General features: G+C 59.7%; 6 protein-coding genes and 2 pseudogenes. 4 read left to right on the forward strand and 4 right to left on the reverse strand.

The genetic code is table 11. From position 1 onward, the window contains the following. Positions 1-286 (forward strand): hypothetical protein (locus QJT78_RS48300; RefSeq protein WP_281460758.1); only part of this gene is annotated, 286 nt, incomplete at its 5' end. Positions 287-931: 645 nt separating this feature from the next. On the opposite strand, the gene QJT78_RS48305 is transcribed toward QJT78_RS48300, so the two are convergent. Further along, complete coding sequence (locus QJT78_RS48305) at positions 932-1207, reverse strand: hypothetical protein (protein ID WP_225004658.1); 276 nt, start codon at positions 1205-1207, stop codon at positions 932-934. 237 nt (positions 1208-1444) lie between these two features. On the opposite strand from QJT78_RS48305, the gene QJT78_RS48310 reads away from it, so the two are divergent. Both QJT78_RS48310 and QJT78_RS48315 read left to right on the forward strand, forming a co-directional pair. Beyond that, entirely contained in the window at positions 1445-1786 is a 342-nt protein-coding gene (locus tag QJT78_RS48310) for a type II toxin-antitoxin system PrlF family antitoxin (RefSeq protein WP_014498004.1), read from the forward strand. Continuing rightward, positions 1783-2286: a type II toxin-antitoxin system YhaV family toxin gene (locus tag QJT78_RS48315; RefSeq protein ID WP_011084500.1), complete on the forward strand. Its 504-nt coding sequence runs from the start codon at positions 1783-1785 to the stop codon at positions 2284-2286. Before QJT78_RS48310 ends, QJT78_RS48315 begins: the two co-directional genes overlap by 4 nt. Positions 2287-2624: 338 nt before the next feature. Here the strand turns inward: QJT78_RS48315 and rfbC are convergent. The 3 genes and pseudogenes from rfbC to QJT78_RS48335 form a co-directional block, all read right to left on the reverse strand. Continuing rightward, a pseudogene (gene rfbC, locus QJT78_RS53385) lies at positions 2625-2944 on the reverse strand (dTDP-4-dehydrorhamnose 3,5-epimerase); the annotation flags it as partial. A gap of 55 nt (positions 2945-2999) precedes the next feature. After that, positions 3000-4379, reverse strand: coding sequence for an aspartate aminotransferase family protein (locus QJT78_RS48330; protein WP_038945793.1), 1380 nt, complete (start codon positions 4377-4379; stop codon positions 3000-3002). A 135-nt stretch (positions 4380-4514) separates the two neighbouring features. Next, positions 4515-4706 (reverse strand): hypothetical protein, encoded by a 192-nt coding sequence (locus QJT78_RS48335; protein WP_038945794.1) that lies wholly within the window; start codon positions 4704-4706, stop codon positions 4515-4517. 174 nt (positions 4707-4880) lie between these two features. Here QJT78_RS48335 and QJT78_RS48340 point away from each other — a divergent pair. Continuing rightward, a pseudogene (locus QJT78_RS48340) lies at positions 4881-5008 on the forward strand (IS6 family transposase); the annotation flags it as partial.

The following is a 5008-nucleotide window of genomic DNA, read 5'->3' on the forward strand; positions in this document are numbered from 1 at the left end:
GCCGGTGCTGCTGCAGAAAATCAAGCGCGCGATGTGGTCGGACATCGCCGACCTGCGTCTGGCAGCCCGACCAACCTTATGGGGTGTTGAAGAAGCGCGCGGCCTCTTAAAGGCCGCATTCTCTGTGGTAGGGCAGTATCTGAAAGCGCGTATGGCCGCGCAACCTGAGGCGAGAGGAGGATTCCGATGTTCGAGGCTAAAGACTATCGCGTGTGCTGCCATCACTTTGTCACCCGACCGACCGCGCCGTCTACCCGGCGCAAGAGCCCTTACTAACCTACTCTGAGGCCCTCCGGCAGGTGCAGACCGAGCAGGCCAAGGGCTACATGGTGGCCTGGGTCATCGATCGCACCGGAGCAGGCGCCACCAATGAGATTGGTGGTTCGAACGCATCGGTTCGACGTTGATCGTAAGCGCAGCTCTGGCCCTTGGATTGGCGCTTGACGTCTGTTTTGATTGCGGTGTGAGCCGGCACGGCTTCCACTTTTCCGACAACGTTGACGCTGGCCTCAAGCGCCTGCCTGTCGTCGAACCATTTTTTAGAGCTTGATCACATGATCGCAGCCGCGCCGAAGATCGAAGAGGCTGCAATGCCGTTTCCACGCCGAGTCACAAGCAGAAGAAACTCAACCAGGACTCGCGCTGGTCAGCGTCATCAGAAACTGTGCACGCTCGACAGGACGATCGAGCCAGTGCGTCGAGGTCTATTCCTGCATAGGAGGACGCGGCGAGGCGGCGGGAAAGTTGGAAGGTTGGGATCCAGCAAGGTCCCGATTCGCGCGCTGTACCTCGGCGGTCCCAAACACGAGGACGCAGAGAGGTCTGTTTTGGGCGCGGGATTTTGGCTGGGACACGAGCCCGTCAGAGCGTTGCCGCCGCCGCTCTGAAATGGTCGGGAAACCTTCCGATCGTGCGAGACTCTTATCTAACCTCACTTGTGATCCGCTCCCCTCGAGACTTTTGGAAGATATCCCAACTGCCGTTCCAGAGCAGCTAAGGTTCGACGGGCCGAATCCAATCTCGCAGTCGCCTCGACCAGGTCGGCCCATGTTTTATCCGACCGTGCAACCGCCGTGGAGCCGGTCTCAAACAGGTTGTTGTTGAGATGCGGGGCCGCTTCGCCTCGCAGGGCACGCTCCAAATCGAGCAGGGTGCTCGTCAGCGCTCGATGCGCGCACGCGTCCTCTCGTTCCAGGTTTTCCGCCACGTCGAGCGCCGCACGATAGTGTCGTATAGTTTCCATTCATTCGCGGAGCCCCCCGAGCCACAGCTGTAGCAGCGGCATTGGAGGCGGGCAATTGTGCATCATTCTCCTTGAGCTTCAGCGCCAACTCCACCAGACGGCGGAATCGCCAGTTTGCGGCCATCTCGAGGCACCCAGGCAGACTTGACTTACAATGCAGATGCATTACATTGGGATGTCGTGACGACGCAAGGAGCCGCTATGGCCAAGACCGCCGAAATCCTCGAGATCCCCGCGACCATCACAGACCGCGGCCAGACGACCGTGCCCGCCGCCATCCGCAAAATGCTGGCCCTGGGAAAGCGCGACCAGGTCGTGTTTCGGGGGCTCGCTGACGGCACCGTTGTGATCGCGAAGAAGCAGTTGAGCGCCGACCACGGCGATCCGGTGATCGGCACGTTCCTCGCGTTCCTGGCCCGCGACATGGGGAGCGAGCCAGCCCGGATCCGGCCGGTGCCGAAGTCGCTGGTCGCGCGCGGCAAGGGCTTGGTCAAGGGTGTTAAGGTCGATCTCGACGCGGCGCTGCCGGAAGACGATACGTGAGCGACGACACCTTCGGGGTTAACGGTTGGACGGTCTACGCCCATCCGCTATTTCTCGACCAGTTCGAGACTATGATCGCGGCGGTCGAGAAGGCGCGCAAGAAGGATCCGAAGGGATACAAGAAGAAGCGCGCCGCGAAGCTCCTGTCGGCTGTCTTGAAGGTGGCGTTCGACGACATTCCGAGTGACCCAACGCGTGACGTCTATCGGCAGGGCGGCACTCTCGGCGACGAGTACAAGCACTGGTTCCGCGCGAAATTGCTGCAGCAGTTCCGCCTGTTCTTCCGCTATCAGCAATCGGCGGACGCCAAGATCATCGTTCTCGCCTGGGTGAACGACGACTCGACGCTGCGCGCCTACGAGAGCGCGAACGACGCCTACGCCGTGTTCAGGAAGATGCTGGACCGCGGAAACCCGCCGGACTCGTGGAACGAACTCGTAGCGGCGGCCTCGACTGGCGAATCCAAGACGCGTCTATCGCGCTCGACGCGCGGGAGATGACCCCAGCTGGCCTCGTTCGGCCGCGACCGCCCGCTGATCCGGCCCGCGCCGCCGGCACCGGTCTGCAGCGAGAGACACGATTCGGCCAGGAAGAGTCCGTGAAATGCCCACCATCCAGCTGTCGGCTACGCCCAAAGGCAGCGGCGAATGCGCCGACTGTCCGGCGACATCATCATCAGCATTCCACCTGTTAAGCCGTGTAGACGGAGGCGACATTTCAGCCCTCAGATGCGGGTGAACCGGTTCGTGTTCCTCAACCTTCCAATACTTCAGCCTCGATCCCCTTTACCTGCGGGCATCAATGCACCTCCGACCTGCCCGCGGGTTCCCGTCACCAGTATCCGCCCGTACAATGGAAGGTTTTGGATGTCGGCAAGCAGCGGCGCGGCCGCGTCCTTGGCCGAGAGCGACGGCTTTTTGATACCCCAGTTTATACCGATCACCGGGTCGTCCCAGCGGATCGAAACCTCGTTCTCCGGATTATAGAAATCATCGCATTTGTAGAAAAAGTCCGCGGTCTCTGAGAGCACACAACGAAACCGTGCGCGAATCCGCGCGGAACCCATAGTTGCCGCCGGTTATGCTCGCTTAATTCGACGGCAACGTAGCGTCCGAAATTCGGGCTCCGGACGCGGACGTCGAGCACCTTGCCCCTCATTGATGGATGTCCAGACAATCGGACTCGCGGCGCACTAAGCGGAGTTGAGTGAACGCTAGTGAGGCTCGCGACAATTAACTACAGTCGCCTTAAGATCGTGGAGCATGCCCGTGATCCCGTCGATGAGCTCGTCGATTTGATCCTTGTTGACGATCAGAGGTGGGCATATCGACAATGCATCGTCTACATTCCGCACGATGATCCCTCGCTCGTGCAGCAACCGGCTCGCAATGCTGCCAACATCGCCCGGAGTAGTAGCGGCGACTTTCCGTTTCTTGTCCAGCACCAGCTCGATTGCCGCAATAAGGCCAACGCCACGGACCTCCCCAACGAGTGGATGGTCAACGAGCGTGCGCAGCCGTTCCTGCATGTAGGCCCCGATGCGGCCAACGTTCGCAATCAGACCCCGCTCCTCGATGAGTTTGAGGTTTTCGAGCGCTACGGCGGCTCCGACCGGGTGACCACCGCCCGTGAAGCCATGAGCCAGCAGTCCAACCTTATTGCTCTCGTCCGCGATTGGTTCGAACATGTAGTCATTCATTATGATCGCAGATAACGGAAAATAACTGGACGTGAGCTGCTTCGACACCACGATTACATCGGGCGCGATGTTGTAGGTTTCGCAACCGAACATTTTTCCGGTCCGGCCAAAGCCGCAAATCACCTCATCAGCGACCAAAAGGATGCTATGCTTTTTTAGCACCCTTTGAATTTTGTCCCAGTAAGTCGGCGGCGGAACGATGACGCCGCCCGCGCCCATGACAGGCTCACCGAAGAATGCTGCAATGGTATCGGCACCTTCGCGCTGAATCAGCGACTCGAGCTCCTCGGCCCGACGCGTTGCAAAGGTCTCCTCCGATTCGCCCGCACGGCTGTCTTTGTAGAAATGGGGGGAGCCCGTGTGCATAATGTTGGGGAGCGGCAGATCGAAAGAGCGGTGGTTGTCTGGAAATCCGGTCAGGCTTGCCGCACCGATCGTGACGCCGTGATAGCCGCGCAACCGGCTGATGACCTTCTTGCGCTGAGGCTGGCCCACTGCATTCGATCGATAGGCGATCAGCTTCAACACCGTATCGTTCGCTTCCGAGCCGGAATTTGTGAAGAACACCTTACTCATTGGCACCGGAGACATCTTCACCAGCTTCTCGGCAAGCGCGATGGAAGGCCCATTCGATCGTGATGCGAAGGTATGATAGAATGGCAGGATTTGCATCTGGCGATGCGCGGCTTCGATAAGCCGCTTTTCGCTGAAGCCAAGACCCGCACTCCAGAGACCGGCCATCGCATCGAGGTAGCGTTTTCCTGCCGTGTCGAAGACGTAGGGGCCCTCGCCGCGTTCAATTATGAGCGGCCCGGCCCGTTGGTGCGACCGCGCGTTGGTATAGGCGTGAAGCTGATAGGCCACATCTCGGGCCTGTTGAGAACTGGGCAGCATGGTCGGCGTCACATCATCGGTTCAGAATTGGATAGGGACCGGAGCATCATGTGGGGAAGCGCCGGTCCGTTTACGGCTTCTCTGGGCCTTGCGATAGTCGTCGTTGACGATCGCTTTAAAGGGATTCGCTTTTGCCTATGCCTGATTCGAGCCCACCACGTTCAGGCCGTCCGCTCCGCTGAAGGCCAGCGTGTCATGTGTGTTTAGCACGTTATCCCAGCTGCTGCCGCGCGTCGTCACGGACTGGTTGGGCTCCGAGCCAACACGCGTGATGAGTAACACTGTAAGCAACAACCCGCTCTGATTGACCAGTTTCTTGTGGGCCATCAGTGATCTCCTTGATCTGGTCGGTGTCCCGGCTTTGCGCGGTGATCTGCGACCGAGTTTCCCCCAGAATACCTTAACTCGTTGAGTTGGTCGCCTGCCAAAGCTTGTAGGCTCACTCCCAACCGGCACCGTCAAGTTAACGAATAGGGGCGGCCGATGGGGTAGACGACCGGCATGCCGACCGCCCGGGCCCCTCTTTATCGCCGCCATCGCTTCCCACCGGAAGTGATCAGCTATGCCGTTTGGTTGTATTTCCGGTTTCCCTTAAGCTTGCGCATGGTCGAGGAAATGCTGGCGGCGCG

This window comes from Bradyrhizobium sp. Mp27, assembly GCF_029953005.1.
GTDB lineage: Bacteria > Pseudomonadota > Alphaproteobacteria > Rhizobiales > Xanthobacteraceae > Bradyrhizobium > Bradyrhizobium barranii.

Coding starts and splice junctions, on each gene's coding strand:
- QJT78_RS48310 (WP_014498004.1), top strand. CDS start 1,445: ATGGCCAAGACCGCCGAAATCCTCGAGATCCCCGCGACCATCACAGAC.
- QJT78_RS48330 (WP_038945793.1), bottom strand. CDS start 4,379: ATGCTGCCCAGTTCTCAACAGGCCCGAGATGTGGCCTATCAGCTTCAC.
- QJT78_RS48335 (WP_038945794.1), bottom strand. CDS start 4,706: ATGGCCCACAAGAAACTGGTCAATCAGAGCGGGTTGTTGCTTACAGTG.